Here is a 23,328-nt window from a genome sequence, read left to right on the forward strand (position 1 = left end):
GCAACTCTTCCCCTGCATTGACTAACGCTGCACCCGTTTCCGTCAGAACAACTGTATTACCACTTAACGCATAGTTGTCCATATCGCTCAAGGTAACCGTAACTTCATCACCGTCTTCGTCTGCTGTAGTAAAGGTCGCCACAAGGTCATTTTCAGACGCTCCATCGACTTGAGCGAAATCAAAGCGCTCTGTTACGTCGATTACAGGCGCTGTATTTTCTGCTACGACTGCCGGATTTACGGATACTGCTTCACCATCCGTTTTGCCATCGTTCGGAGTCAAGGTAAATTCAGGAAGCTCTTCACCAGCGTTCACCAACGCCGCGCCTGCTTCAGTTAAAACAACCGTATCGCCAACCAATGCGTAATTTGTGGTATCGCTTAGGCTAACGGTTACATCATCGCCGTCAGCATCGCTCTTGGTGAAACGTGCAACCAAATCGTTTTTAGCAGCTCCAGTACCTTGATCAAAATCAAGCTTTTCGCTGACATTAATCTCTGGAGCCTGATTTACAACTTCAGGTTCAGGCTCAGGCTCTTCCGTTTCTGGCTCAGGTTCTGGCGATGGTGCAGGCTCTGGCGATGGCGCAGGTTCTGGCGATGGCGCAGGTTCTGGCGATGGCGCAGGTTCTGGCGATGGCGCAGGTTCTGGCGATGGCGCAGGTTCTGGCGATGGCGCAGGTTCTGGCGATGGCGCAGGTTCTGGCGATGGCGCAGGTTCTGGCGATGGCGCAGGTTCTGGCGATGGCGCAGGTTCTGGCGATGGCGCAGGTTCCGGCGATGGCGCAGGTTCTGGCGATGGCGCAGGTTCTGGCGATGGCGCAGGTTCCGGCGATGGCGCAGGTTCTGGCGATGGCGCAGGTTCCGGTGATGGCGCAGGTTCTGGCGATGGCGCAGGTTCCGGCGATGGCGCAGGCTCTGGCGATGGCGCAGGCTCTGGCGATGGCGCAGGTTCCGGCGATGGCGCAGGCTCTGGCGATGGCGCAGGTTCCGGTGATGGCGCAGGTTCTGGCGATGGCGCAGGTTCCGGCGATGGCGCAGGCTCTGGCGATGGCGCAGGTTGCGTTTCTGGCTCAGAGGTACCTTCAGATTGTGAGTCACCCTCCCCACCCGTCTGAGCATCACCTGATGAACTTGTCAAGGTGTTATCTGCCCCCCCTTCAGTGGTTCTCAAAGATCCAATAGTTGTGGAGTCAGTGGTTGAGGATTGCCCAGAGTTATTAGCTTGAATATCAAAACCGTAGGTAGGTTCAGCTTCCTCACCAGAGCGTGCTAAATCAACTCGCACATCAGAGCCGTCATCATCTGGTGTATTACCAGCCGCCGGAGCATCTTGGAATTCTGTCGGGTCTTGTCCCGCTAAAACAGCTTGTTGGAAAGCCGTTAGCTCTGCAGAACCATCTTCTACAAACTCTTCAGCAAGCTCTTCTGTTGGGGCTTCCGCCAGGCCATAAACTTCTTCGGTAATTTCTACAGGGACATCTGCGACATAGATCTCTGTTCCATCATTAAATCCAATGATGGCATTGCCGTTTGGTGAGGCGAGAATCACATCTCCGTGAAATATTGGGTCGCCCTCTTTTAAGACACGGACCTGCTGATCAACGGATTGAGCGCGTACGTTTCCTTCAATTTGTAATACGGTTCCTACCGGTACACCAAGTGCTGCAAAAGATTGATTGTCGCTCATAGAATATTAAATCCCTGTTTAAATTTATGCTTCAGGCTAACCTATTAACTTTGTTAGATAAAATCTATTGTACCAAGGTACAGTTACGGGCTTATTGTTGGCATCGGTCAAATTGCGTTCATAAATGTGACTCTTTATAATGCGACACTTCATTTTGCAGCTTCTGACATGCAATGTGTCCGGCTATTTCTGCTGCGATATCTCAAGACAATTAAAGGGTGTCCATGACTGATACATTAAAAAGAGAGTGGTTCTCGAACATACGTGGCGACGTATTGTCCGGTACCGTGGTGGCGTTAGCTCTGATTCCAGAAGCAATTGCCTTTTCGATCATTGCAGGGGTGGACCCAAAAGTCGGTCTATACGCATCGTTCTGTATCGCGGTGATCATTTCCTTCTTGGGTGGACGCCCAGGTATGATCTCAGCAGCCACAGGCGCCATGGCTCTATTGATGGTGACCTTGGTTAAAGAGCACGGCTTACAGTATCTACTCGCCGCCAGTTTTCTCTGTGGTGCCTTCCAAATCCTCGCAGGCTATTTAAAGCTTGGCAGTTTAATGCGCTTCGTTTCCAGATCCGTAGTCACTGGTTTCGTCAACGCACTCGCCATTTTGATCTTTATGGCACAGTTGCCTGAGCTGACTAATGTGACTTGGCATGTGTATGCCATGACTGCGGCAGGTCTAGGTATCATTTACTTGTTCCCTTACCTACCTGTTATTGGTAAAGCACTACCTAGCCCGCTGGTCTGTATCGTGGTGCTAACGGCATTCGCGATGGCCGTAGGTCTAGATATTCGTACCGTGGGCGATATGGGTGAACTGCCAGATTCATTGCCAATCTTCCTATTGCCAGATGTACCACTAAACCTTGAAACGCTGATGATCATCTTGCCTTACTCTTTAGGCCTAGCCGTTGTTGGTCTGCTTGAGTCAATGATGACAGCAACTATTGTCGATGAGCTAACGGATACGACCAGTGATCGTAACCGTGAGTGTAAAGGTCAAGGCGTAGCAAACATCGGTGCCAGCTTGCTTGGCGGTATGGCAGGTTGTGCCATGATCGGTCAATCGGTAATCAACGTTAAATCTGGTGGTCGTTGCCGTTTATCAACGCTGTTCGCGGGTGTCTTGCTGCTTATTATGGTGGTGTTCCTAGATGATCTGATTGGACAAATCCCAATGGCCGCTCTGGTTGCTGTCATGATCATGGTCTCGATCGGTACTTTCTCTTGGGAATCGATTGTTAATTTGAAACATCACCCAATGTCGACCAACATTGTTATGTTGGCAACTGTTGCTATTGTTGTGGCAACTCATAACTTGGCACTGGGTGTGTTTGTTGGCGTACTGTTGGCTTCTCTATTCTTTGCCAACAAGATTGGCCGCTTTATGGTGGTTAAAACAGAGAACGCTGAGCAAGGCACCACTTATAAAGTGGTCGGCCAAGTATTCTTTGCTTCTGCAGAAAAGTTCAACGATGCTTTTGACTTTAAAGAAGCCGTTCAGCACGTAACGATCGATCTGTCTCAAGCACACTTCTGGGACATCACTGCAGTGTCTGCATTGGATAAAGTAGTGATCAAGTTCCGCCGTGAAGGTGCAACAGTTGACGTGATCGGTATGAACGAAGCCACGGCTACCGTGGTCGATAAATTCGGTGTGCACAACAAACCAGAAGAAGCGGAAAAACTGCTAAGCGGCCACTAAGGAGGCAAGGATGAAGAACATAGTTGCATGTATTGATGGCTCGCCATTAACACAACCGGTGATCGAAGCCTCTGCTTGGGCTGCTGAAAAGCTAGCAAGTCCACTGGTGCTTCTGCACGCGTTAGAAAAACAAAGCAACAGTGAGCAAGATCTGTCCGGCACCATTGGTTTTGGTAGCCGTGAACACCTTCTCACTGAGTTAACGGCGTTGGATGAACAACGTGCCAAAGTCGCACTGGAGCATGGCAAAGTATTGTTAGAGTATGCCGAGGCTTACCTTGAGCAGCGAGACCTGCCTCTTAGCAAGCTACAGCGCCATGGTGATTTTGTAGAAACCCTAGAAGCCATACAAGACGACACGCGTTTGTTTGTCGTGGGCAAGCAAGGCACCAAGCACTCAAAGCAAGCCGTAATTGGCTCAAACCTTGAGAATGCGGCACGCTCTTTATCTCAAGCTATCATGGTGGTTTCAGATGAGTTCAAAGCCCCTGAAAGCTTTATGGTGGCTTACGATGGTCGTGAAACGGCCATCGCGGCCCTTGAGCGTATTGCACAAAGCCCGCTTCTGAAAGACATCCCTTGTCATTTGGTGATGGTAAAGCGTGACGTAGCAGACCAGGAAGACGCGCTAGAAAAAGCGCGCCACAAGCTCAATGAGCTTGGCTTCCAAGTCGAGTCACATTTAATTGAAGGGGAAACGATTCAAAGTGCCCTACTCAACTACCAACAAAAGAATCAGATCGACCTCATCGCAATGGGCGCCTATGCCCACTCGAAAGTGCGTCAATTCTTTGTTGGCAGCAACACCACTAAGATGCTGACGGACTGCCAAGTTCCAGTTCTGATCTTACGTTAAGGTTTAGACACCACCACGGCCGCTCGCAATTGTGAGCGGCCGAATTTACTCATTTTTTCAAAGTCCGCCGTCACCACTGGTACATACTGACATTCCACCAGCGCCACATCGTCTTCAAAATCCGGATCATGCACGTAAATATGCTGATCGTCATAACCCGTCACCACCACCCAGTGAGGGGACTTTTTGCCGTCGAGACGATAAGTACTAATCAGCACAATCACCCACTTACCTTGGTCTACTGCTGCCATCAAATCCTGGCTCGACATAGGTTGGTCATGCACCGGAACTCCTTCGGCCTCACTCTCCCGTTGAAACTTATTATGACAGGCAAGCAGTACGGTTTTCTTTAGCTCATCGCGCACCCCATCGAGAAATAAAGGCTGATCGTCGTTCAACCAAACTTCCGCGTTAAAACCGCGACGCTTGGCCGCCAACGCAAGTCCCGTAGGGTGACAGCCACCATGACCACTGGTCATGTAAATGGTGGTCGCTTCACGCCAAATATCCAATTCATGCTCAAGACTGACATCCGCTTGTTCATTGCTTGCTGCACAAACCATCAACAATGAAGCAGGCCCGCAGGTAAAGGGTGTACGCTGACCGACATAAGGGACTTTTAACAGTTTACTTTTATCATCAAAGGCACGAATACGCTTGTGCATACGCACCGCGTTGCTGGTGTCTTCATAATAATTTTGATAGCTACCAAAGCTGCGATAACCGACTTTTTTATACAAGGCGATGGCCGCTTCATTGCGCTCACTGACTTCTAAGCGCAAAGAAATACAACCATGCTTGGCCGCATGCTGCTCCGATTGGCTTAGCAGTAACGCACCAATGCCTTTGCCTCGCGCTGCTTGCGCAACCGCTAGCGAGTACAAACGAGCATGGGCACGCCCTTTAAAAAAGTGTACTAAGGCATAGCCCAGCAGTACTTCCCCCTCATAAGCCACCAGCATCACAGACGTATCCGCCTTAATACCGTGACGTAGGCTACGACGGCTCATGCGATCCCCTTGGAAAGCCTGTTTTTCTAACGCTTCCAAGGCATCGAGATCGGACAACTGAGCAATACGAACTTGAATTTCTGATGTCATACAAAGGCCCTCTGAGCCTTAACCAAGACAGGGATAATGAAGCGGATTCTAGGGCAAGAACCACTAAAAAATATAGTCTTGAATATGCTTAAAATTTGAATAATTTACTACTATTAGAAAAACAAAAAAGAGCGCATTATCCGCTCATATCAACAAGCCTATAGAAGGATTTTCTACATGGCACAAACTTATATCGTGGTAGATCAACTTAAGGACTGGTCCGCATTTTTACCCAGCGATCATGTCATCACATTCCCTCAATACCTGTCTCTGACCACCAAGGTAAACGATCGCACCCGCATCATTAACCTGTGTAAGAGCAGCCGCTATTTATCCGATGGCTACTACTGTTCCTTGCTTGCTGAAAGCCGCGGCCATAATGTTATGCCATCTGTGCGTACGCTGAATGATTTGAACAAGAAAGCCTTGTATGACATTGAACTGTCACAGTGGCTACCATCCTTAGCGCAAAAGCTAGGCACGCCCGCAGAGCCCACAACGATCAAAGGCCATGCGGTCTTTGGCAATACGCTACAGCCAGAGCTGAAGGAGTTCGCACGCAAACTGTTCGAGAAATTCCCATCGCCGGTCATCGAGTTTACCTTGAGCTACAAAAAACAGTGGCAAGTGAAGTCGTTGAAAGCGACCTCACACCAAGTGCTAGACGATGCGGAAGAAACCCTTTTTGCCGAGGCATTGGATGGTTTTAGCTCCAAGGTATGGAATAAAGCGCGTAAGAGTCGCAGCATTAAGTTTGACTTAGCCATGCTGGTGAACCCAGAAGAATCCTTGCCGCCAAGCGATAAGCAAGCGTTGAAGAAGTTTGTCCAAGCCGGTAAACAACTGGGCATTCAAGTAGACATCATTGGTCCTAAGGACATCGTGCGCCTGCCAGAATATGATGGCCTGTTTATTCGTGAAACCACCAATATCGACCATCATACTTATCAGTTCGCGAAAAAAGCCGAGGCCAATGGCTTGGTAGTGATGGACGATCCACAATCGATCATGCGCTGTACCAATAAGGTGTATTTAGCGGACCTATTCAATACGCACAAGGTACCCAGTCCGAAAACACGCATCATCCATAAGGGTGAAAGCAATATCGAGGACACTCTCGAACAGCACATCAGCTACCCCATGGTAGTGAAAATCCCTGACGGTGCGTTTTCCAAAGGCGTATTAAAGGCGCAAGATCGTGCCGAGCTCACTAAGTGCTTGGACGAGTTGTTTAAGAAGTCGAGCTTGCTGTTGGTACAAGAGTATTTGTACACCGAGTTCGACTGGCGTATTGGTATTTTGAACAACAAACCCATCTTTGCTTGCCGTTACTACATGGTGAAGAACCACTGGCAGATCTACCAGCATGGTGAATCAAAAAGCGAAAGTGGCGGCTTTGATACCCTGCCTACCTTTGAAGTGCCACGCCGTGTGCTACAAGCCGCCATTGCTGCGACCAAGCCGCCATTGCTGCGACCAAGCCGATTGGTAATGGTTTATATGGCGTCGATGTAAAAGAAGTCAAAGGCCGTGGTTACGTCATCGAAGTCAACGACAACCCAAGCATTGATCGAGGTGTAGAAGACAAGTACCTCGGCGATGAACTCTACATGCAAATCATGTCGGAATTCTTACGCCGGATGCAGCAAAAAACCCAAGGTCACTCTGACTTCTAAGCCCAGCATTCCTGCAAAAAGCCGATGCGCGAGCCATCGGCTTTTTTGTCTAGGCAGGAGAAAAGCTAATCGCCGCTACTTAATTCCAACGCCAGCTCCCAGCTGCGAATAAAACGACGCTGTTTAACCAAATCACGGCCCACCAGCAGTTGCTGATCCAGGTCTACCGTGCGGATCGTCCGCGTAGGCCCCAATGGCATGGCAAAGTGCGTGGCCTCTTGATCCGGTCGAATCGGATACAATAACTCCTCCGACGTCATTAACGCTTGCCCTTCATCTGACAATAAAAAATCTAAAAAACGGCCAGCATCTTGTGGGTTGTCAGCGCGCTTAGGAATCACCGCCGTACGCATCAACATCAGGGTATAATCCTTGGGGATAATCATCTCTAGGTTGTCGTCGGCATTCGCTCGCTGCGCGGCATAGGAGCCCAATAAGTTATACCCCACCACCAGCTCCCCTGTCGCCACATCGTCAATGATGTCACTGGAGCAGCAGTAAGTTTTCACACCATGGCTACCAAAGGCTTCCAGCATCCGCCCCCAGGTGGCATCCGCTTGTCTGGCATCTTGGCTGGCCATCAAATACCCGACCCCACTGGTACGGATATCATAGGTGCCCATTCGCCCTGCCACCTTGTCATCTTGCTGTCGGATATAACTTAACAAGCTCTGACGGTCCTCGGGAATCGCCCCAGCAGCGAAGGCGTTCTTATTGACCATCATCACCACCGGCTCATAGGAAAACGCAAATACCTCATCACGCCATTTAGCCTGCCTAGGCAAACGATCGGTTTCACTGGATTGATAAGCCTGAGTAAAGCCATCATTGACCAGCTTTAGTTGCAAATCCATGGCACTGCTTAAAATTAAGCTGGCTGTGGGCTGTGCCGTTTCCGAGACGGTTAGGTAATACAGCTCTAAGGTATTAACATCGATGTAGCCAATGCGGACATCCGGATGAATGGCGACAAAACGCTCCAGTAATGGCCGAAACGAGGTCATATCCAAAGTGGAATGGATATATAAGGTTCTAGAAGCCTGCTCTGAGCCAAACCAAACTGGCAGCGCCGCATTCACCAGTGAACTCAAGCCAAAGCATAAGAGCGCGATCAGCATTCTCATTGGTGATCTCCTTTAAACTGAAACGCTGGAAAATCCACCGTGACCGTGGTGCCATGGGGCGCCGTATCAGATAGCTGAACCTCGGCATTATGGTGGTTAGCAATGTCCTTCACCAGCGATAACCCCACCCCGGATCCTGGGATGTCATAACGTCCGCGGTAAAAGCGCTCAAACACTCGCTGTTTATCGGCATCCGTGATCCCCACACCTTGGTCAATTACTTGCACGCGATAAATGTGTGGCAAAGGCGTAATACGAATAATCACTTCACGCCGCTCATTACTGTCCTCTAACAGGCTGTAACGCACAGCGTTCTCGATAAGGTTTTGCATCATTTGTTCGATGGCCATGGTATCGCCAACAATCACCGCTTCGTCTAGATCACTTTCAAAGGACAGCATCACCCCTTTACGAAACGCGGTCAGAGCTTGGGCACGGCAGGATTCCTGTATCGGCTGAACAATATCAATTAGCCCCAGCGACTTTGATTGCAGGCGATGACTTATCATAGCTTGATTCAACAAAAAGCTGACCGTGTCACTGAGTGCTTCACATTGCTGTACAATTTTTTCAAGCGCTTGATGCTGCTCTTCAGGCTTGCCAATGTCACGGGCGTTTTCCGCCAGCGCTTTTAAACTGGCGATCGGTGTCCGCAGCTGATGGGCCGCATTGCCAGTGTAATTCTCAAGCTCTTCTAGGTTGGTTTGTAAGCGCTGCATAAAGTCATTGATCACAACTTTTAAATGGTAGGTTTCACGGGGCGTTTTCAACGTTAATGGCGTTAAATCCCCCGGTGTGCGCTGCTCCAGCTCCTGCTCGATACGATGCAAAGGGCGCAGAATTAACTGACTGCCAATCACCAAGAGCACAATCGACACCAGTGCGACCAAGGTGATCAACTCTACCGCTCGCTGAGTTACCGAGGCGGCCATATCCTCACGGGAGAGACGTGTATGGGCCAAGGCGATCCTAACGGTACCACTGGCATCCGGTTCAGTGAGATAACGCTCAAGCCAAGCAAAACGCAGAGTTTCACCGGAATATTGTCGGTCGAAGAACTGAATCCCCCCCTGTTCGACAGGCAAAGCAGGCGTGGAATCTAGGTCGTAATAACCGGTGATAAAGCCTTGTGATGAGCTTTCTACCTTGTAGAACACACGGTCATCACTGGCTTGGGCTAAGGTCGCAAAGGCAGACCAAGGGATATCGATGGTAATTTCACCGTTTTCTTGGCCAACGTTCTCATCCATTTGCAGCAGCGCACTGCGCAGCAAGCGATCGTAGGAGATGTCAGCTAAACGCTCGGAGTAATCAAATACTAATTTAATCGCCAAGGCGGCAATTAAGATAATGGTGAACGCACCGACGGCGATAAAACGCCCCCGTAAGGAAGGCGAATGTCGATAATCCAGCGACCGCTCAAGTACGCTTGTTTGCGGGGGTAATTTCCGCCACATAACCGATGCCTCGTAAAGTACTGATCACTAGATCACTGCCGGCTAACTTCTTACGCAGGCGCGCCACATACAGTTCGATGGCATTGGGCCCTGGGGTTTCATCGAAGTTAAACAAATGTTCCGTGAGTTCATCTTTGCTGAGCACTCGCCCCAAATGGCCAAGAAAAATCTCTAACAGGCGAAACTCACGGTTAGTAATGGCACGCACTTCTTTATCAACTGAAACTTGTCGACTGTCGCGATCCACTGTGATGTTGCCATGCTCGGTCATATTGGAAGCATAGCCCTGCTTGCGGCGCAGTAGCGCACGACAACGAGCTTCTAACTCACCAAAATCAAACGGCTTGGTTAAATAGTCGTCCGCACCGGCGTCCAATAAGCGGATACGATCGTCCACTTGATCGCGAGCGGTCAAAATCAGCACTGGGGTAGCGTCTTCTCGCTGACGCAGCGCTTGTAAAATTTGTAAGCCCGATACATTAGGCAAGTTCAAATCTAAGATAATCAGATCGACGGACTGGTAACGTAAAAATTCGTTAGCTTGTTTGCCATCTTGGATCAAATCGGCGCCATGGCCCAAGCTCGACAATCGATCACATATGGCTTGTCCTAGGACTTCTGTATCCTCAACGACCAAAATCCGCATAGCGACTCCTTATGGCCTAAAACGAAACAAGTCCGGCTGATCATCTCAACCGGACTTGTGGTCAAACAATGCTCTTTCAGTGTAGCAAACTCTTAGTCTACCAAACCATCTTTCGAGCGTTTCATTTTGCCTCGCAGGATCGAGCCAAACACCATTGGTAGGATCAGACCCGCTGCAGCAACCGCCCATAGACCGATGCTTAGGCCACTGCTCCAAAGAACCGTCCAATCACCGTCTGATAGCACTAGCGCATGACGTAGGTTTTTCTCCATTTCAGGGCCTAACAACATACCAAGGATAACTGGTACTAGAGGGATTTCCACTTTACGCAGTACGTAGCCCATGATGCCGAAGCCAACCATGAAGTACAGATCAATCGCACTACCTGTGATAGAGAAGATACCCACCGACGCAATCAGCGTCACAATCGGCATTAGGTACTTAGGTGGAATGCTCAGTAGCTTAACAAACACACCAACCATCGGAATGTTAAGTAGCAATAGCACTAGGTTACCAACGAACAACGCTGCGATCACACCCCACACTAGATCAGGGCTCTGTTGGAACAACATTGGACCTGGGTTAACGTTTAGAGAGATCAGCATCGCTAGCAAGACTGCTGTGGTACCACTACCTGGCACACCTAACGTCAGCATTGGCACTAATGCACCCGAGGCGGCACCGTTGTTACCCGCTTCAGGTGCGGCAACACCACGAGGGTCGCCTTTACCGAAGGTACCTTTGTCAGACACTTTCTTCTCTAGGGTGTAACTTACGAAACTCCCCAAAGAGGCACCCGCACCTGGCAATACACCAGAAACGAAACCAAGCAATGCACCACGCAGTGAGGCAGGCATCACAAACAGAATATCTTTAGCGGTCAACTTAAGCTTGTTCAACGCCACTTTTTTTAGGCCGTCACCGGCATGTTGCTCAAGGAAGAAGAACAACTCAGAGATGGCAAACAAACCTACGATCGCGATTAAGAAGTCGATACCTTCAAATAGGTGTAAGCTGTTGTAGGTGAAGCGCTGCACGCCAGATGAGATGTCGATACCAACGGTCGCAATCATCAGACCCAAGGCCGCCGCAATCAGCGTCTTAAATTGGTTTTTACCTGTGATGCCACCTAGCGTTGCAAACGCCAATGCAAACAAGGCAAAGTATTCTGCTGGGCCAAACTTAAGAGCGAATTTCGCCAAGATCGGTGCCAAGATGACCAGACCAATGGTGGCGATAAAGCTACCGATGAACGAGGCGATAGCAGAGGTAGCCAAGGCTTCGGCCGCTTTACCTTTAAGCGCCATCGGATAACCGTCTAAACAGGTCATCATGGCTGGCTCATCACCGGGAATATTCAGCAGGATCGAAGAAATACGACCACCGTACATGGCCCCTGCATAAACAGAGGTTAATAGAATCAAAGAAGAAGTAGGAGAAAGCCCCAAGCTAAACGCCAATGGGATCAAAATCGCCACACCGTTCGCAGGACCTAAGCCTGGTAGCGCACCAATCAAGGTACCTAAAATAGCACCGATCAATGCGAACATGATGCTTTCAGGTGACAGCGCCACCGCAAAGCCTTGCATTAATAGTTCAATCGTACCCATAACTTACAGCCCCAAAATACCGGATGGTAATGCTAGTTCAAGCACCTGCGTAAACAACACGTAGATCACAACTGCTGTAATGCCGCCTGTTAGCAAGCTCTTTACTGGGGTTGCCCCCATGCGCCAACATAGGAATGCCACAGCAGGCGTTGCCGATAACACAAAGCCTACGTGCTCAAGACCAAAGGCAAACAGCACTAGCACTAAACAAACAACACCAAGCTCTAACAGCATTGACACTGCTGGCCATTTAGCATCTTCATCTGGCTTAACAATCATGTACAGAGAGCCAATCGCCAAGATAATAGACAGTAGAATCGGGAATGTTTCAGGGCCTACGGATTCCTGACCACCAAATGGCACAGGAAATTTGGTTGCCTCATAACCGTAAGTAACGGCCAAAATAAGCAATAGCACCCCAAACACACGGTCGGTTATACGCATGTATCTGCTCCAACAATAACGAGGAATAAAACGGAGGGGGCGAGGGCCCCCTCAAAGCCGATCTAATTAACGAATCAGACCGATATCTTTAGATAGGATTTGGATGTCCAGAGTTTGGTTTTTCACAAATTGAGTGAACTCTTCACCAGACTTTTTGAAAGGCATTAGGCCGTTTTTCACCATAACGTCTTTCCATTCTTGAGTTTTGTACAGTTCATCAACTGTGTTGACCCACCAATCGTAAGAGTCTTGGCTTGCTTCACCTGGCACATAGAAACCACGCCAGTTAGGCGCCACAGAGCTAATACCCTGCTCCATTGCCGTTGGGATCTGATCGAACGGTTCTGGCAAACGTTCTTCAGAAAGCACCGCGAGTACACGAAGGTCACCAGAGTCCATGAAGCCTTTCACTTCAGAGATATCACCGGTGAAGGCATCTACGTGGCCACCGACCACTTGTACAAGGGCTTCAGAACCGCCGCTGAAGGCTAGGTAACGAATTTTTGGAAGGTTTTCTACTTGAGCTTCTTTCGCTGTAATCAATACTTTTAAGTGGTCCCAACCACCTGAAGCACTACCACCTGCGAACTTCACAGAACCTTGATCGGCTTTCAAGGCTTCCATCATTTGGCTCAAAGAAGTGTATTCAGAGTCTTTACCGACGGCAATAACGCCGTAGTCTGCACCCAGTGTACCGACCCATTTCACCTGGTCAGCGTTCATACCTGGGAATTGGCCTTGCGCAAGGCGCGTAGTCGTTGCAGTACTTGCGGCAACGATTAGGGCTTCATCATCAGCACGTTTGCTGACCGTGTGTGCAAACGCAACACCGCCACCAGCACCTGCCATATTGACAGTTTGTACGTTACCTTTGATGTAATCTAGATCGGTCAATACCTTACCAACACTACGACAGGTGAAGTCCCAACCACCGCCTGGGTTAGCGGGTGCGATACATTCAGCGCTACGTGATTGTTCAAAGGCTTGCGCCTGACCTGCGATGGCTAGTGCCGCAGCACCTGAAACTAGAACAGATTTCATTGACATGGTCTTAAGCATGACTTTATCTCCTGCTTTTATTTTTTTTGTATTTAGATAAAAGAATGTATTGGTACATCCATGTTTCACAACATACTCTGCGAACCTGTCATGACCCTGTCATGAGCAAAGTTTTTAGACAAAATTGTGCAAATAAATGTAGCCAAGCGATCTAAATACCGTCCCTTTGCAGGTTTGAGCCTAGCCTAAAAAACAAAAATCCCCACTTCTCATCGGAAAAGTGGGGATTTTTTTGTAAACAAACTCAGTCAGTCAGATTAAGCCACATCGAGATGCACATGACGTGGGTACTTCTGCAAGTAGGCTTCCATCTCCGCCATACCATTTGGCTGGTCGACTTTCACCCCTAGATCACGCATGGTGCTACCAAACGCGTGCAAGGTACGGAACAGGTTATGTTCACGACATTGCTCACCCATCTGACCGATACGCACGATTGGCTGACCAAAAGAACCGGCGATTTCAACACGGTAGGTTTCCGAAATATGGTCACAAATCTGCTTAGCCGTCAGGCCTTCCGGGATGCTAATACCCACCACAGAGTTCAATCGCGCCGTCGGCTCGATAAATAGATCCAAGCCCATGCCTGCGATACCCGCTTGCAAGGCTTGCGAACAACGTAAATGACGCGCAAAGCGTTGCTCTAAGGTTTCTTCACACACCAACTTCAAGGCTTCGTGCAAGGCCATGATGCCAGATACAGGTGCCGTGTAGTGATAGCCATCACGATGCCAGAAATTTTCTGCCAGCTTCACGTCAAAGCACCAATGCGTCAGTGGCGAAGTACGATTTTCAATTGCTTGCCACGCTTCATTGGAAAACGCCACCAAGGACACGCCAGGAATCGATGACAAGCCTTTTTGACCGCCGGTGATGACCACATCAACGTTCCATTCATCCATTTTCAACGGCATGGTACTTAAGGTGCAGACAGCGTCCACCACCACTAGACAGCCGTATTCTTTGGCAATCGCGGCGATGTCTTTCAGGGTGTAGTTACAAACCGTGTTCGAGGTCTCACCTTGCACCATGCTGATCACTTTCGGGCGAACTTGTTCGATCGCTTTACGCACACGATCAGGATCGGCTGCTTCATGGACTGGAATATGCAACTCATGCACATCCGCACCAACACGACCGGCCATTTCCGCCATACGATGACTAAAGAAACCATTATTCAGGCACAGAATCTTCTCACCCGGTTGCAGCAAGTTTACGGCGGTCATTTCCATCGCGGCGGAGGCAGGTCCCGCGACACCAAGAACCCACTTGGATTCCGTTTGAAATACATAACGCGCCATGCTTTTAACTTGGTCGATTACCTTAGCCATCGTTGTACCAAGGTGATTGATCACCACCGAGTTGGCTTTGGCCACACGTTCAGGAATTGGCACAGGGCCAGCGCCCATCATCAGAAGAGGTTCTTGTGGAAGGATATCGTCTAACGATTGGAGTTGAGGACGGGGAATACCCGTTGAAGAATTCATATTTACCTGCCTTTAAATATGCGTTTTAAGAAAAATCCATCTTGATTTACCTGAGAAATCAAATCTCGAAAATTGCCTTTTTTCAGTGCAAAACTCGGTAAATTTTTAATTTCCAAAATAATCATCTGAAATAATACTGCAATCCTTTGTCTTTTAAGAGTCTAGTTTTTGAAAAGAGTCGAATACTCCAAAACTAGTGCGTGAACCCATACAAGTCACCAATACAGGATTTATCTGGTAGTGTTTTTTACTTGCCAATGCCCCCACCCTTGCACAGGGCGCACTCCCTGATACTGTTCAATAATTAAGCAAACACATAAACAAGGGGGTGCAGTCGCGAAATATTGCACCAAATTAGTGCACAAGCATCTTCCCCGAGTTCTCCGCCAAGCGCCAAGGGCGCCCACATCGAAGTAGCCGCAGGGCAAGCTGACAGATTCAGATAGCCCTCACTTAACCTTACAAAAATTTTACGCAGGCCTTGCCAGCACTGCTCTAGGGCTGTCACAAATCTGTGTTGCAAAGCCCCTAAACTGATCATTATTCAAAACTTTTATAGCGTGCTGGCAAGCATATTGCTTTGACTAACAGAGTCAGTTATCCCATGACACAGCGAATGTGCCAAAACAGGTCAGCACGCATTGGCTGTTGGAAATAAGGAGGAAAGGCTGAAGTGGAACCCCCACCTCGCCCCAACATATGACGACCACATTACTAGTCTTCACTGATTTAGATGGAACTTTACTGGATCATTATAACTATGACTTTTCTGCGGCCAGCGACGCGCTCTCCAGTTTGAAAACGTTAGGAGTGCCTTGTGTCCTAAATACCAGTAAGACCTATGCGGAGCTGCTTGAACTGCGTCAAGCTCTTCAACATAAAGACCCTTTTATCATCGAAAATGGTGCCGCTGTGTATGTGCCGGCAACATTAAATCTCAACATCAATGATGACTTGCTGCAACAAGGCGACTTTCTTGTCAAAGCCTTTGGTCCTGAACGCCAGCAGTTAATTGAACTATCTCATGCGATGAAGTCGCGCTACGACTTCATCAGCTATCACGAACTGACAACCGAACAACTAGTAGAACATACCGGCCTTGACCCTCATACCGCTGAGCTGTCGCTACGCAGAGAGTTCACTGAGCCCATGATTTGGAACGACTCTAACATTGCCTTAGAACACTTTAAGCAAGAGCTCGTGCACGAGGGTATCAAGGTGCAAAAAGGTGGCCGTTTTGTCCATTTAATGGGACAGGACTGCGATAAAGCGGTGGCCATGAAGTGGCTAAAGCAAGTGTATCAAGACACCTACCACCTGCCCGTAACGAGCATCGCCCTAGGCGATGGTGAAAACGATGTGGGCATGATTAGCCAAGCCGATATTCCCGTCGTGGTCCGCTCCCCAGTCCATATACCCCCTGAAATTCCGGGCCGAAATGATGTTTGGATTACCGATTCATACGGCCCAAAAGGTTGGAGCGAGGCCATCAATCAGGCCCTAGCAAACGAGGGTTTTATTTAATTTTTTGTTGGCAGCAGTGCTGCGATCAAATCAAGCATGACAACATGCTATAGGAGACAACAATGGGTGATTTTTACCAGAATGGCATCATTACAACACTGCACAACCTAGCTCAACGTCCACTTGAGGACATGGAGCAAGAACTCTGTGAGTTTGCTAAGAAGCGCCCCATGGCACTGATTCTGCCTTGCTTGTATTCCGAGCTTGAAACCGATGCCATGCCAAATATTATTCGTCACCTAAAACAGGTGCCCTACCCGATCGAGATCATCATTGGCCTAGATCGTGCCACCGAAGAACAGTATCGACACGCACTCGAATTCTTCTCCGAACTGCCGCAAAAGCATAAAGTTCTGTGGAACGATGGACCACGCCTACGCGCCATTGATGAAACCCTAAAAGGGGAAAAACTATCACCGAACGACCCAGGCAAAGGCCGCAACGTGTGGTTCTGTATGGGTTATGCCCTATCGGCTACCGAAGCCGACGCAGTAGCCATGCACGACTGTGACATCGTCACCTATGATCGCAGCCTGTTAGCGCGCTTGATCTACCCCGTCGCCAACCCGAACTTCAGCTATGAGTTCTGTAAAGGATTTTATGCCCGTACCGCCAATGGCAAGATGAACGGACGCGTGAGCCGCCTCTTAGTCACCCCCTTGTTGTACTCTTTGAAAAAGGTACTGGGGCATCTAGATTACCTAGATTATCTCGACAGCTACCGCTACTCCCTCGCCGGTGAGTTCTCGTTCCGCCGTGATGTGATGACGGACTTGCGCATTCCCAGTGACTGGGGCCTAGAAGTGGGTGTATTGTCTGAAATGTACCGTAACTACTCCACCAACCGCCTGTGTCAGGTGGACATTGCGGACGTCTACGATCACAAACATCAGGACCTGTCTGCGGACAACGACAACGGTGGCTTATCAAAAATGTCGATCGACATCACCAAAGCCATTTTCCGCAAACTGGCCACCAATGGCATCGTGTTTAACCAAGAAACTTTCCGCACCATCAAGGCGACTTACTATCGCGTTGCGCTGGATTTCATCGAAACCTACCGTAACGACGCCGAGATTAACGGTCTGAAATTGGATGTGCATTCAGAAGAGCGTGCCGTAGAGCTGTTTGCCAGCAACATTATGAAAGCTGGCAATATGTACTTGGAAAACCCTATGGAAGCGCCGTTTATTCCGAGTTGGAACCGCGTCGCCAGTGCCTTTCCTGAGGTAATGCACCAGCTTGAAGATGCGGTAATGCAGGATATGAAAGAGTTCGGCCCAAAGTAAGCCATGCTTGGAACCCTTCACCCCGCATTTAAGTTTGATTGAAACAAGGTAGGTCACTATGGAAGAAGCAGCGCCCCTCTCCCAATTAGAGCAACGTCTGATTGGCCACTTACAAATCCTCTACCCGCACCTCGATGCGGGTGAATTGACGCGTAATTGTCTCAATACCTTTGGTTTGGATCCGAAAACTGACTCGCCAAAGCCGCACCGCAATATCTGGGATCAGTCTGACATCATGTTGATCACCTACGCGGATACATTACGCAAGGACGGCGACACGCCCCTTAACACACTGCATGATTTTGTTAAAACCGAGTTGTCTGAATGCATCTCTGTGGTGCACTTGTTGCCATTCTTCCCCTACAGTTCAGACGATGGCTTTAGCGTCATGGATTACACTTCTGTTAACCCATCTTCTGGTAAATGGCGCAACATTACCGAGCTGTCGCAAGACTTTAAGGTCATGGGCGACTTAGTCATCAATCACTGCTCAAGCCGCAGTATGTGGTTTGAAAATTACAAGGCAGGGGTGGAACCTGGCGCCAGCTATTTCTATGAAGCAGACCCTAACGCTGACCTGAGCAACGTGGTGCGACCACGCATGTCGCCTTTGTTACGGGAAGTGCAAACCAAGAATGGCACGAAATACGTTTGGTGTACGTTCAGTCATGACCAAGTCGATTTGAACTTTGAAAACCCTAAAGTGCTGATGGAGTTCTTGCGCATCATCCGTCTGTATTTGGAAAAAGGCATTCGTTGGTTCCGCTTAGACGCCGTGGCTTTTTTGTGGAAATCTCCGGGCACCAGCAGCATCAACTTGCCTAACACCCATGAAATGATTCGTTTGTTACGCCTGATGATTGAGCACTATGCGCCCGATGCTGTCATCATCACGGAAACCAACATTCCTAACCGCGAAAACTTAACCTACTTCGGTAACGCCAACGAAGCCCATTTGATTTACAACTTTTCTTTACCACCACTGCTGATCAACACCTTGGTCTCGGGCAGTTGTGAGCATTTAAAAGATTGGCTGATGCGTATGCCACCGGCCCAACAAGGGACCACCTATTTGAACTTTGTTGCCTCCCATGACGGCGTTGGCCTACGCCCGACTGAGGGCCTACTAAGTGAATGGGAGCTGGATAACCTGATCAATACCATGAAGCGCTTTGGTGGCAAGATCAGTTCACGAACCTCCGTCACAGGTGAAGCCAAACCCTACGAAATCAACATCAGTTTGTGGGACGCATTAAGTGGTTCAGTTAGCAAAGGTCCGGATCAATGGCATTTTGCTCGCTTTATGTGTGCTGCAGGGATTCAGTTAGCGTTAGAAGGGTTACCAGCGTTCTATATTCATTCACTGTTTGGCACGGAGAACGACTACCAGCGAGTGGAGAATACTGGGCACTTTCGCTCTATCAACCGCCATATTTGGAATGTAGATGACCTAGAGCACAGGCTGAACACCCCTACGCATCACCAGAAAGTATTCCATGCTATGCGTAATTTGATTCAAATTCGCCGCGCGCAACCGGCCTTCCACCCCAACGCCACACAATACATTTTGCATACCGGTAATAAGCTATTCGCCTTCTGGCGCCAAAGCTTAGATCGTCGCCAAAGTTTGTTTGCCATTTACAACATTACCGATGAGCCGCAAAGCTTTAATCTGGCAGAGTTGAACTTAATCGCCACAGATGATTGGACCGACCTGATCACCGATCAAAAATACGAGGACCGCATGGCACAAGTGACCCTGATGCCGTATCAATTCCTGTGGTTAGCCAATAAAAAAAGCAAAGCTAAATAGCTTTGCTTTTTTACACTGAGTCACCCAGGCACAGCCGCTGAACTAGATGACTTCGGTTTTGATATCTTCAATGTCTTCGGCAATGAAGCCTCCGCTCTGATGCGACCAAAGCTTGGCATAAATACCACCTTGACGAATCAATTGCTCATGGGAGCCTTGTTCAATGATTTCCCCTTTATCCAGCACGATTAAGCGATCCATTGCCGCAATGGTCGACAAACGATGGGCAATGGCAATCACGGTTTTACCTTCCATCAAACGGTACAAACTTTGCTGAATTGCTGTTTCCACTTCCGAATCCAACGCAGACGTCGCCTCGTCCAACACCAAGATCGGTGCGTTCTTGAGCAATACACGAGCAATGGCGATACGTTGACGCTGACCGCCAGACAGTTTAATACCACGCTCACCGACCATGGCATCGTAACCAGTGTTGCCATAAGGGTCGGTCAAGCCTTGGATAAAGTCATGGGCTTCTGCTTGTTTCGCCGCGGCAATCATTTCCTCTTCACTGGCATCAGGGCGACCATAAAGTAAGTTATCGCGCACCGTGCGATGCAATAGGGACGTATCCTGCGTCACCATGCCGATATTGGCGCGTAAGGTTTCTTGCTGGACGTCACTGATATTCTGACCATCAATGCTAATAGTGCCTTTTTCAATATCGTGGAAGCGTAGCAGCAAGTTCACAATGGTTGATTTACCTGCACCAGAACGCCCCACCAAGCCCACTTTTTCACCCGGTTTAATGTGCAGGTTTAACGCTTCAATAACGGAGATATCTTGTTTGCCGTAGTGAAAATCCACCTGATCAAAGTGAATATCGCCCTCGATTACCTTAAGCGGCTGAGCATTGTCCTTGTCCTGTATCGACAAAGGCTTGGATAAGGTGCCCATACCATCGGCGACCATACCAATGTTTTCAAACAAGGCGCTGACTTCCCACATAATCCACTGGGACATACCGTTCAAACGTAGCGCCAGACTGACTGCAATGGCAATGGCGCCGACACTGATGGCACTGTTTAGCCAAAGCCCAATGGCCACTGCCGCGATCACAAATGCCAGTAGATAATTCAAGCTTTGTACGCAAAAGTTTAAGCCGGTAACCATCCGCATTTGCTTATGCACCGTGGCTAAAAAGCCGTTCATCGACTCTTTGGCATAGGACACTTCGCGCTGGTTGTGGGCAAACAATTTCACCGTGGTGATATTGGTGTAACTGTCAACGATGCGGCCGGTCATGGTGGAACGCGCATCCGCTTGTTCTTCAGAAATACGGCGTAGGCGCGGTACAAAATAGGTTTGAATGGCGATATAACCCGCTAGCCAACCCAGCATTGGCAGCACCAAACGGTAATCCGCTTGGGCAATCAGCACCAACATGGAGATAAAGTAGACCAGGATATACATGAGTACATCCAGTAGTTTCATCACGGTTTCACGCACCGCCAATGAGGTTTGCATGACTTTGGTGGCCACACGACCGGCAAAGTCGTCTTGGAAAAATTCGACACTCTGGCGCAGTACAAAACGGTGCGCTAACCAGCGAATACGCATCGGGTAATTCCCCAAAAGCGTCTGATGTACCACCGCCGAATGCAGCAGGGTCACCAGGGGCATGGCCACCAACACCATCACCGACATGCCGATCAGACGGCCAGACTCTTCATTTAAAAAAGTATCAGGGTCTTTCGTCACCAGCCAATCGACCAACTGTCCCATAAAGCTGAACAGAGTCACCTCTAAAATGGCCACGGTTGCCGTTAACATCGACATTAGGATTAACGGGATCTCCGCGCCTTTTGAGTAATAACGGCAAAAAGCAAACAGTGTTTTTGGAGATTGCTCTGGGTCGATGTCGGGATAGGCCGACAGCCAGCGCTCAAATAACTTCAACATAAGGATCAATAGTCAATAAAGTCTAAAAATGACGACAAGTGAAACACACAAGACATTGGATCACTATCCAATGTTTGCACGAACGGTTCAATTAAGCTGTCTTTCCTTAATTAGCCATATTAAGTGGGTATGCTTCTCATTATAATTGACCAACACAACTAACCATCGAATGTTGACGATATTTTTGGAGATTTATGCAGCTGACGCTTCCCGTAATTCTGGTCCTTGGCTTATTAGCCGGCATCACCCCATTGGCCATTGATGCCTACTTACCCAGTTTTCCAAGCGTAGCGCAAGATCTCAATCAAGACATTAGCCACATTCAGCTAACCCTAAGCATCTACTTAATCGTGTTTGCAGTGTTTCAAATGTTTTATGGCCCACTCTCAGATGCCATCGGCCGTCGCAAGGTGGTGGTTACTGGCTTGGGGATTTATATCGTTGGCAGCCTGATGTGTGCCGCAGCGCCTTCCTTTGAATGGCTGCTGGGGGGCCGTGTCGTACAAGCCATCGGTGGCGCCGCTGTGGCGGTTACCATCCCAGCACTGGTCAAAGACAACCTCAACACCAATCAATTTGCCAAAGCCATGTCGATGATTATGCTGGTCATGGCGCTAGCGCCACTGGTGGCCCCCATCCTAGGTGGTACGATTTTGGTGGTATTTAACTGGCATGCGATTTTTATTTTTCTCGCACTACTGGCCGCCCTATCGATTTTTCTGTTTTTACGCACCATTCCAGAAACCCTCGCCAAAGAAAAACGTACCCCGTTATCGTTTGGTTCAGCCATTCGCAATTACATCAGCCTCGCCCGTAACCCTATTATTATCGGCTATATCATGGCGGGGTCACTGCATTTTGGCGGCTTGATGTGTTTTGTCACTGGCGCCTCCTTTGTCTACATTAAGGTGTACGGCATCAGTGAAGGATTGTTTGGCTTCCTATTCGGTGCCAATGTGCTGTCTATGATGGCAGCCACCACGATTAATGGTCGCTTTGTTGAAAAGCTAGGCATCGACACACTGGTACGATACGCCATGCTAGTACTGCTGATTGATGCCATTTGCTTAATCATTATGTGCTTTATGGAGCGCCCGCCTTTGGCATTAATCATGTTGTTTATGATGCTATTCACGGGGCCCATTGGTATTCTCGGCAGTGGCTTTATGGGCGGAGCCATGCGACGGGCAGGTTCACTCAATGGCAGTGTCGCAGCGTTAGCAGGCACCCTGCGCTTCTCCATGGGCGCCTTCACGGGTGTCGTTTTAAGTGTGCTCCACAACGGTACTTTTGTGCCTATGTTGGGTATTATGGCGGTTTGTGGGTTAGGCACTTACGCAATTTATCGCGCCGTCCAAAAGATGGAGCTGCAAAACCCAATCACTGAAGCTAATTAAGGTAAGAGTTCAATCATGCTAACAACGCAAACTTTACTAGAAAAACTGGCTAACGCGCCTGAAACGGTTACTTTCCAAGACACCATTGCCGTGATCGATAACGAGTACGACTTCACTCCAACGGCGTTTCAAAACGGTGCCCAAGTGAACCAAGCCAACGAGAACAACGGCTCTTGCAAGATTTTCTCTTTCGCCAAACTGAACAATGTTGCAGAAGCAGACGTTTTGAACCTGTTCGGCGATTTCTACCGCAAAGACGTTCTAGAACATCCTGAAGCGACTGATCACCAAAATATCCGCCAATTCATCCTAAATGGTTGGGATGGCGTGAAGTTTGAAGGCGACGCGCTTAGCGCAAAATAAGCGCGAATAGAATGCTGTAAAAGGGGCGCTGATCGCTAATGCTGTTCACTTAAGGATTTAATTGAATAGCCCCAGAAAATCCGATTAAGCATTCTTAATCGGATTTTTTTGTGTCTATTCAACAGCTCTTACTTAGTATCGATGAACTTCATTCCTTTTCGGACAACTCAACGTTTACTCAA

18 protein-coding genes are annotated in these 23,328 nt (G+C 48.8%); 8 read left to right on the forward strand and 10 right to left on the reverse strand.

The window, feature by feature from the left end:
* Positions 1 to 1,690 (reverse strand): retention module-containing protein (locus tag MAQ5080_RS17455; protein ID WP_156731488.1); only part of this gene is annotated, 1,690 nt, incomplete at its 3' end.
* Positions 1,691 to 1,914: 224 nt separating this feature from the next.
* On the opposite strand from MAQ5080_RS17455, the gene MAQ5080_RS16580 reads away from it, so the two are divergent.
* Positions 1,915 to 3,399 (forward strand): SulP family inorganic anion transporter, encoded by a 1,485-nt coding sequence (locus tag MAQ5080_RS16580; protein WP_067213237.1) that lies wholly within the window; start codon positions 1,915 to 1,917, stop codon positions 3,397 to 3,399.
* Positions 3,400 to 3,409: 10 nt separating this feature from the next.
* Positions 3,410 to 4,255 (forward strand): universal stress protein, encoded by an 846-nt coding sequence (locus MAQ5080_RS16585; protein ID WP_067213239.1) that lies wholly within the window; start codon positions 3,410 to 3,412, stop codon positions 4,253 to 4,255.
* Here MAQ5080_RS16585 and MAQ5080_RS16590 read toward each other — a convergent pair.
* Positions 4,252 to 5,355: a peptidase C39 family protein gene (locus MAQ5080_RS16590; RefSeq protein ID WP_067213242.1), complete on the reverse strand. Its 1,104-nt coding sequence runs from the start codon at positions 5,353 to 5,355 to the stop codon at positions 4,252 to 4,254. The two genes, MAQ5080_RS16585 and MAQ5080_RS16590, sit on opposite strands and share 4 nt — an antisense overlap.
* Before the next feature lie 177 nt (positions 5,356 to 5,532).
* Here MAQ5080_RS16590 and MAQ5080_RS16595 point away from each other — a divergent pair, with 177 nt between their 5' ends.
* Positions 5,533 to 6,870 carry a RimK family ATP-grasp domain-containing protein gene (locus MAQ5080_RS16595; RefSeq protein WP_231870876.1) on the forward strand — a complete coding sequence of 446 codons (1,338 nt, stop codon included), beginning with the start codon at positions 5,533 to 5,535 and terminating at the stop codon, positions 6,868 to 6,870.
* 226 nt (positions 6,871 to 7,096) lie between these two features.
* Here the strand turns inward: MAQ5080_RS16595 and MAQ5080_RS16600 are convergent, their stop codons facing one another.
* From MAQ5080_RS16600 to MAQ5080_RS16630, 7 genes are all read right to left on the reverse strand, one after another.
* A complete protein-coding gene (locus MAQ5080_RS16600; protein WP_067213246.1) occupies positions 7,097 to 8,155 on the reverse strand; it encodes an ABC transporter substrate-binding protein in 1,059 nt (352 codons plus the stop codon).
* The gene (locus tag MAQ5080_RS16605) at positions 8,152 to 9,612 is read right to left on the reverse strand and encodes a sensor histidine kinase (protein WP_067213249.1); all 1,461 of its coding nucleotides are present in this window, start codon (positions 9,610 to 9,612) and stop codon (positions 8,152 to 8,154) included. The genes MAQ5080_RS16600 and MAQ5080_RS16605 overlap by 4 nt, the downstream gene beginning before the upstream one ends.
* Positions 9,575 to 10,258 carry a response regulator transcription factor gene (locus tag MAQ5080_RS16610; RefSeq protein ID WP_067213252.1) on the reverse strand — a complete coding sequence of 228 codons (684 nt, stop codon included), beginning with the start codon at positions 10,256 to 10,258 and terminating at the stop codon, positions 9,575 to 9,577. The genes MAQ5080_RS16605 and MAQ5080_RS16610 overlap by 38 nt, the downstream gene beginning before the upstream one ends.
* A 92-nt stretch (positions 10,259 to 10,350) precedes the next feature.
* Entirely contained in the window at positions 10,351 to 11,868 is a 1,518-nt protein-coding gene (locus tag MAQ5080_RS16615) for a tripartite tricarboxylate transporter permease (protein ID WP_067213255.1), read from the reverse strand.
* 3 nt (positions 11,869 to 11,871) lie between these two features.
* Positions 11,872 to 12,312 carry a tripartite tricarboxylate transporter TctB family protein gene (locus MAQ5080_RS16620; RefSeq protein ID WP_067213258.1) on the reverse strand — a complete coding sequence of 147 codons (441 nt, stop codon included), beginning with the start codon at positions 12,310 to 12,312 and terminating at the stop codon, positions 11,872 to 11,874.
* Between the two features lie 66 nt (positions 12,313 to 12,378).
* Positions 12,379 to 13,371 (reverse strand): Bug family tripartite tricarboxylate transporter substrate binding protein, encoded by a 993-nt coding sequence (locus MAQ5080_RS16625; protein WP_067213260.1) that lies wholly within the window; start codon positions 13,369 to 13,371, stop codon positions 12,379 to 12,381.
* A gap of 257 nt (positions 13,372 to 13,628) precedes the next feature.
* A complete protein-coding gene (locus tag MAQ5080_RS16630; RefSeq protein ID WP_067213263.1) occupies positions 13,629 to 14,858 on the reverse strand; it encodes a pyridoxal-phosphate-dependent aminotransferase family protein in 1,230 nt (409 codons plus the stop codon).
* A 699-nt stretch (positions 14,859 to 15,557) separates the two neighbouring features.
* Here MAQ5080_RS16630 and MAQ5080_RS16635 point away from each other — a divergent pair.
* The 3 genes from MAQ5080_RS16635 to MAQ5080_RS16645 all read left to right on the forward strand — a co-directional run bounded on the left by MAQ5080_RS16635 (position 15,558) and on the right by MAQ5080_RS16645 (position 19,484).
* Positions 15,558 to 16,382: an HAD-IIB family hydrolase gene (locus MAQ5080_RS16635; protein WP_067213266.1), complete on the forward strand. Its 825-nt coding sequence runs from the start codon at positions 15,558 to 15,560 to the stop codon at positions 16,380 to 16,382.
* 62 nt (positions 16,383 to 16,444) lie between these two features.
* Positions 16,445 to 17,671: a glycosyltransferase family protein gene (locus tag MAQ5080_RS16640; protein ID WP_067213270.1), complete on the forward strand. Its 1,227-nt coding sequence runs from the start codon at positions 16,445 to 16,447 to the stop codon at positions 17,669 to 17,671.
* Positions 17,672 to 17,729: 58 nt separating this feature from the next.
* A complete protein-coding gene (locus tag MAQ5080_RS16645; protein WP_067213273.1) occupies positions 17,730 to 19,484 on the forward strand; it encodes an alpha-amylase family glycosyl hydrolase in 1,755 nt (584 codons plus the stop codon).
* A 42-nt stretch (positions 19,485 to 19,526) separates the two neighbouring features.
* Here MAQ5080_RS16645 and MAQ5080_RS16650 read toward each other — a convergent pair whose 3' ends face one another.
* Entirely contained in the window at positions 19,527 to 21,386 is a 1,860-nt protein-coding gene (locus MAQ5080_RS16650) for an ABC transporter ATP-binding protein (RefSeq protein WP_067213277.1), read from the reverse strand.
* Positions 21,387 to 21,580: 194 nt separating this feature from the next.
* Here MAQ5080_RS16650 and MAQ5080_RS16655 point away from each other — a divergent pair, with 194 nt between their 5' ends.
* Both MAQ5080_RS16655 and MAQ5080_RS16660 read left to right on the forward strand, forming a co-directional pair.
* Positions 21,581 to 22,783, forward strand: a complete 1,203-nt coding sequence (locus MAQ5080_RS16655; RefSeq protein ID WP_067213281.1) for a Bcr/CflA family multidrug efflux MFS transporter — start codon at positions 21,581 to 21,583, stop codon at positions 22,781 to 22,783.
* 15 nt (positions 22,784 to 22,798) lie between these two features.
* Complete coding sequence (locus MAQ5080_RS16660; protein ID WP_067213285.1) at positions 22,799 to 23,146, forward strand: HopJ type III effector protein; 348 nt, start codon at positions 22,799 to 22,801, stop codon at positions 23,144 to 23,146.
* Positions 23,147 to 23,328 lie beyond the last annotated feature (182 nt).

The sequence above is a fragment of the Marinomonas aquimarina genome (genome assembly GCF_900089755.1).
Classification (GTDB): domain Bacteria; phylum Pseudomonadota; class Gammaproteobacteria; order Pseudomonadales; family Marinomonadaceae; genus Marinomonas; species Marinomonas aquimarina.

Bases quoted from the DNA above. Each gene is read 5' to 3' on its own strand.
- MAQ5080_RS16590 (WP_067213242.1), bottom strand. From the start codon at position 5,355: ATGACATCAGAAATTCAAGTTCGTATTGCTCAGTTGTCCGATCTCGAT.
- MAQ5080_RS16625 (WP_067213260.1), bottom strand. From the start codon at position 13,371: ATGCTTAAGACCATGTCAATGAAATCTGTTCTAGTTTCAGGTGCTGCG.
- MAQ5080_RS16610 (WP_067213252.1), bottom strand. From the start codon at position 10,258: ATGCGGATTTTGGTCGTTGAGGATACAGAAGTCCTAGGACAAGCCATA.
- MAQ5080_RS16635 (WP_067213266.1), top strand. From the start codon at position 15,558: ATGACGACCACATTACTAGTCTTCACTGATTTAGATGGAACTTTACTG.
- MAQ5080_RS16630 (WP_067213263.1), bottom strand. From the start codon at position 14,858: ATGAATTCTTCAACGGGTATTCCCCGTCCTCAACTCCAATCGTTAGAC.
- MAQ5080_RS16580 (WP_067213237.1), top strand. From the start codon at position 1,915: ATGACTGATACATTAAAAAGAGAGTGGTTCTCGAACATACGTGGCGAC.
- MAQ5080_RS16605 (WP_067213249.1), bottom strand. From the start codon at position 9,612: ATGTGGCGGAAATTACCCCCGCAAACAAGCGTACTTGAGCGGTCGCTG.
- MAQ5080_RS16655 (WP_067213281.1), top strand. From the start codon at position 21,581: ATGCAGCTGACGCTTCCCGTAATTCTGGTCCTTGGCTTATTAGCCGGC.
- MAQ5080_RS16600 (WP_067213246.1), bottom strand. From the start codon at position 8,155: ATGAGAATGCTGATCGCGCTCTTATGCTTTGGCTTGAGTTCACTGGTG.
- MAQ5080_RS16650 (WP_067213277.1), bottom strand. From the start codon at position 21,386: ATGTTGAAGTTATTTGAGCGCTGGCTGTCGGCCTATCCCGACATCGAC.
- MAQ5080_RS16585 (WP_067213239.1), top strand. From the start codon at position 3,410: ATGAAGAACATAGTTGCATGTATTGATGGCTCGCCATTAACACAACCG.
- MAQ5080_RS16645 (WP_067213273.1), top strand. From the start codon at position 17,730: ATGGAAGAAGCAGCGCCCCTCTCCCAATTAGAGCAACGTCTGATTGGC.
- MAQ5080_RS16595 (WP_231870876.1), top strand. From the start codon at position 5,533: ATGGCACAAACTTATATCGTGGTAGATCAACTTAAGGACTGGTCCGCA.
- MAQ5080_RS16620 (WP_067213258.1), bottom strand. From the start codon at position 12,312: ATGCGTATAACCGACCGTGTGTTTGGGGTGCTATTGCTTATTTTGGCC.
- MAQ5080_RS16615 (WP_067213255.1), bottom strand. From the start codon at position 11,868: ATGGGTACGATTGAACTATTAATGCAAGGCTTTGCGGTGGCGCTGTCA.
- MAQ5080_RS16640 (WP_067213270.1), top strand. From the start codon at position 16,445: ATGGGTGATTTTTACCAGAATGGCATCATTACAACACTGCACAACCTA.
- MAQ5080_RS16660 (WP_067213285.1), top strand. From the start codon at position 22,799: ATGCTAACAACGCAAACTTTACTAGAAAAACTGGCTAACGCGCCTGAA.